This is a genomic window from uncultured Gemmiger sp., from assembly GCA_944388105.1.
Taxonomy (GTDB): domain Bacteria; phylum Bacillota; class Clostridia; order Oscillospirales; family Ruminococcaceae; genus Gemmiger.
Genome location: CALXHN010000132.1, coordinates 1 through 4,315, shown reverse-complemented (window position 1 = coordinate 4,315; position 4,315 = coordinate 1). Strand labels below are relative to the sequence as shown.

The window sequence follows — 4,315 nt, the reverse complement described above, 5'->3', positions numbered from 1 at the left end:
TTTCGGCCGACGCCTTCGGTACGGGGGCCCCGGCGGGACACCACCAGGGGTTTTTGCAGGATATAGTCGGCATACTTTTCAAACCCGAAATCCGCGTCCATCAAAATCGGCGGAATACCGCAGCGGTCGGGGTCCACATCGTTCCAGACAGAAGTGCGTACACTGTAGGCATGGTTGGGCTGCCCCTCATAAACGGGCGCATTATCTGTCAGCAGAGCCAGCAGCGGCGCCATCAGGCATGCCACGCGGTACTTGCGTACAAAGTCCTGTTCACTGTAATAATCCACCGAAACCTGGGTAGAGGCGGTAGCACGCATCATCTGGGTGCCGTGATGTCCCCGCTTTTGAAAATACCGGTCCATCACTTCATACCGCTTTTTGGGAATCAGCGGCAGCGCTGCGGCCCGCCGGGTGGGATGATACCCCAGATTGTACCCGCGCAAGCCTTGCTGGGCCAAAGCGCGGTGCATACGCGCCGCAAAGCCTTCATACACCGCCATCAGACGACTGACGTTGGGCTGGGGCAAGATGCTGATTTCCAACTGGCAGGCGGGTTCCAGGGAAACCGCATAAGCATCATTGTAAAACCCAACATATTCGCCGTCCATCACCACAGGCACATCACCGGTCTGCTGCAGTGCCTTCATGACCTGCTGAACTTGCTCGAAATCAATAGGGCTTCCATCTGCCCCGGTAATAAAATGTTCTACTTCCAACCCGACCGTCAATTTTCCCACAGGCTTGCAGCCTGCTTCAAAATAATTGACCAGGGCTTCTTTTTGCTTTCTCAGGTTTGCCAAAATACCCTCCTGTTTCCGCGCACGCCACAGCAGGAGCTTTCCCCTGCCTCATATGGCATGCACATGGGTATTGTACACCCAACCTTTTGCAAAAGCAATGGGCACAAAACAGTTGCACCGGGCCAAACACAGACTTTTACAACAAAGGTAAAACGTACCCCCATGTCAGTTTTGGTATCCGATGCCATGGATATGCCGTTATCTGAAAAGGCATGCAAAAATCCTCCGCCAATCTGTAAAATTTCAGTTACGGCGGAGGATTGATCGTTTATTCAGCCTGCCCCAGGCAGGTACGTATGTATTCCGGTGCGTCCTCACGGTTCATACCCAGTGCAAAGGCCAGCTCACCATACAGCTGGTCTTCTGCCGCATGAAAATAGCGTTCATCCACACTGGTGGCACGCCGCCCCTTTTGCTGCCGCTCGGCACGGCGGCGATGCAGTGCTTTCAGCAGACCGGCCAACGCCCGACAATCGCAGCCGTGCTGAATCTGGCTGTACAATGCTTCGCGGCCTTTTTCATCGGGGATTTCCAGTTCGGGAACCTCCGGGAGTTCCTTGACGATCTGCTCTGCCTGTTCCCTGGTCACCGGCGGCCTAATCACCACGCGCTCGTTGTCAATGGGCGCATAGATGACCAGTTCCGGCTGGTAATACGGACGCAGCGTATAATACAGTCGGTCACCTGGTCCGCCCAGGTTCAGCGGGCCAACCGCTGCCACACGGCAGATGCCATGTTCACCATATACAATGATGTCCCCAACGTTATACATGATACCCCACTTTCTTTCTTCGTCATTGCTTCGTATATTTTTATTATAACACAAAAAATCAGCCCCGACAAAGCCATTTTTTCGTCTGTGCGTGATTTTTGTTGATTTTGCTCCACATGTCCCCGGCAAAATTTATGCGTTTTTGTGTATCACTGAAACTCACGAAAAAGATTTTTTCATTTGCGTTGTTTATGCAACGGCTATTTGGTGTCTTTTCAGATATAATCAATGCAAATCCATATGATCAAAGGAGCTCTTCATGATTCGGAAAATCATTCACATCGACCAAGAAAAGTGCAATGGCTGCGGTGCCTGCGCTCGGGCCTGCCACGAAGGCGCCATCGGAATGGAGAATGGCAAGGCTGTCCTGCTTCGGGATGACTACTGTGATGGACTGGGGGATTGCCTGCCCACCTGCCCCACCGGTGCTATCAGCTTCGTGGAGCGGGAAGCAGCGGCTTACGATGAAGCTGCCGTTGCCCAGCACATGCAGCATAAACAGGTTCCTGCGGGCTGTCCCGGTCAGCGTATGCATCAGATGGCACCTGCAGCGCCGGCAAATCAGCCTATGCGTGCTTCCTGCCTGGGTCAGTGGCCTGTGCAGATCAAGCTTGTCCCGGTGAATGCTCCGTTCTTTGCCGGGGCGGATGTACTGGTGGCGGCCGACTGTACTGCGTTTGCCTATGCCCGCATGCACCAGGAATTCATGCACAACCGTGTGACCCTGATCGGATGCCCCAAATTGGATGCTGTGGATTACAGCGAAAAGCTGACCGCCATTCTGCAGGCGAACAAAATCGCTTCGCTGACCGTAGTACGCATGGAAGTTCCCTGCTGCGGTGGATTGGCCAATGCCGTACAGAGGGCCCTGCTTGCCAGTGGCCAGACCGTGCCCTGCCGGGTCGTGACCATCTCCATTGACGGACGGGTATTGGAAAATTGAGTGTGCTGTTTCTGCCCTGACTTTCCAACCTTCTCCAACAGTTTTCTTTCCCGAGGCAATCTGCCTTTGGCTGGAAAACTGTTTTTCTTTTTGTAAAGCAGTTTTACTTGTCATTTCCTGCCATACCGTTTTTCCCGGAATATGAAATTTTCACCGGTCGCCCCTCCTTTTTTGCCGGATTCTCTGCTTTCCGAATCCGTTTTACCGGCAGGCAGAACAAGAAAAATGCTTGACGCCGTTCCTTTATTGCATAAAAAAGAGAAAATAGCCTTCTTGCTTACCTTTTGGTCAAAAGCTGTGGGAGAACGCGCCAATCTCTGTTATAATAATTCTGTTTGCCATATTGTATACCAAACGGGAGGAATAAGATGGAAAAGACACAACAGTACGCGACTCCCTACGAATTTGAGGGGAAGCTGCCGATGCGGCAGGCCATTCCCCTGGGACTGCAGCATGTGCTGGCCATGTTCGTAGGAAACCTGACCCCCATTTTGATTATCACCAGCCTGTGCGCAGCCGGCGGCGGCGCAGAAGAATTTGCGGCCATCCAGGTATCCCTGCTGCAGAACGCCATGCTGGTAGCCGGCCTTGTAACCTTGGTTCAGCTTTTTGCCATCGGACCTGTCGGCGGCAAAGTTCCTATTATTATGGGTACCAGTTCCGGCTTTATCGGTGTTTTCCAGAGTGTTGTCAAGGTTATGGGCGGCGGCATTGTCGCCTATGCGGCCATCATGGGTGCTTCCATTCTGGGCGGTCTTTTTGAGACGGTCTTGGGAGCTTTCCTGAAGCCGCTTCGCCGTTTTTTCCCCGCCGTGGTTACCGGTACAGTGGTTCTTTCCATCGGTCTGTCCCTGATCAGCGTGGGTGTTGGTTCCTTTGGCGGCGGCACCTCCGCTGCTGACTATGGCTCGGTGGAGAATCTGCTGGTTGCCCTGGCCGTGATGATCATTGTGCTGGCTCTCAAGCATGGAGCCAAAGGTATGGCCAGTTCTTCCTGCATCCTTATCGGAATTATCTGCGGGTACGTGATCTGCGCCATTCTGCCGTTCTTCCTTTCCATCACCGGGGTGACCGCCGACGGCGTTGCGTATACCAAAGCCTGGGTATTGAACTGGGACAAAGTTGCCCAGGCAGATTGGTTTTCCATCCCGCAGCTGATGCCGGTAAAACCGGTCTTTGATTTGCGCGCTATTATTCCTGTAATGATCATGTTCATTGTAACTGCCGTGGAGACTGTCGGCGACATTTCCGGCGTGACTGAAGGTGGTATGGACCGTGAGGCGACCGACCAGGAACTGGCCGGCGGTGTCATGTGCGATGGTCTGGGTTCCACCTTTGCCGCCCTGTTTGGGGTTCTGCCCAACACCTCTTTCAGCCAGAATGTCGGTCTGGTCACCATGACCAAGATTGTAAACCGTACTGCTCTGGCCTGCGGCGCTGTTTTCCTGGTACTCTGTGGTCTGCTGCCCAAGCTGGCAGCGATCGTTTCCATCATGCCGCAAAGCGTGCTGGGTGGTGCTGCCGTTATCATGTTTTCTTCCATTGTCATGAGCGGCATCCAGCTCATCACCCGCGAGCCTCTGACTGCTCGCAGCATGTCCATTGTTTCGGTAGCGCTGGGCCTCGGATACGGCCTTGGCGCCAACAGTGCCGTGCTGGCCGGTCTTCCACAGGCCGTACAGCTGATTTTTGGCGGTTCCGGTATTGTTCCCGCCGCTTTTGTGGCCATCATCATGAATGTGCTGCTGCCTAAGGAAAAGACTGAGGAAAAAGCCTGACGGTAGGTCGTTATATAAAAAA

Annotated in this window: 6 protein-coding genes; 3 read left to right on the top strand and 3 right to left on the bottom strand. The window is 53.6% G+C overall.

Features of this window, described 5'->3' with window-relative positions; all coding sequences use genetic code 11:
• On the bottom strand, positions 1 to 647 hold a 647-nt coding region (locus Q0K17_RS10510), incomplete at its 3' end, for a glutamate-cysteine ligase family protein (RefSeq protein WP_294542858.1).
• 12 nt (positions 648 to 659) lie between these two features.
• Between Q0K17_RS10510 and Q0K17_RS10505 the strand changes: the two genes are divergently transcribed.
• On the top strand, positions 660 to 1,064 hold the full coding sequence (locus Q0K17_RS10505) for a hypothetical protein (RefSeq protein WP_294542857.1): 405 nt from the start codon (positions 660 to 662) through the stop codon (positions 1,062 to 1,064).
• A gap of 4 nt (positions 1,065 to 1,068) precedes the next feature.
• Here Q0K17_RS10505 and Q0K17_RS10500 read toward each other — a convergent pair whose 3' ends face one another.
• Positions 1,069 to 1,572, bottom strand: a complete 504-nt coding sequence (locus Q0K17_RS10500) for a CarD family transcriptional regulator (protein WP_294542856.1) — start codon at positions 1,570 to 1,572, stop codon at positions 1,069 to 1,071.
• Positions 1,573 to 1,831: 259 nt separating this feature from the next.
• Between Q0K17_RS10500 and Q0K17_RS10495 the strand changes: the two genes are divergently transcribed.
• The gene (locus Q0K17_RS10495) at positions 1,832 to 2,515 is read left to right on the top strand and encodes a 4Fe-4S binding protein (protein WP_294542854.1); all 684 of its coding nucleotides are present in this window, start codon (positions 1,832 to 1,834) and stop codon (positions 2,513 to 2,515) included.
• A gap of 110 nt (positions 2,516 to 2,625) precedes the next feature.
• Here the strand turns inward: Q0K17_RS10495 and Q0K17_RS10490 are convergent, their stop codons facing one another.
• A complete protein-coding gene (locus Q0K17_RS10490) occupies positions 2,626 to 2,829 on the bottom strand; it encodes a hypothetical protein (protein ID WP_294542852.1) in 204 nt (67 codons plus the stop codon).
• A gap of 54 nt (positions 2,830 to 2,883) precedes the next feature.
• Between Q0K17_RS10490 and Q0K17_RS10485 the strand changes: the two genes are divergently transcribed.
• Positions 2,884 to 4,293, top strand: a complete 1,410-nt coding sequence (locus Q0K17_RS10485; protein ID WP_294542851.1) for a solute carrier family 23 protein — start codon at positions 2,884 to 2,886, stop codon at positions 4,291 to 4,293.
• The last annotated feature ends 22 nt before the right edge of the window (positions 4,294 to 4,315 follow it).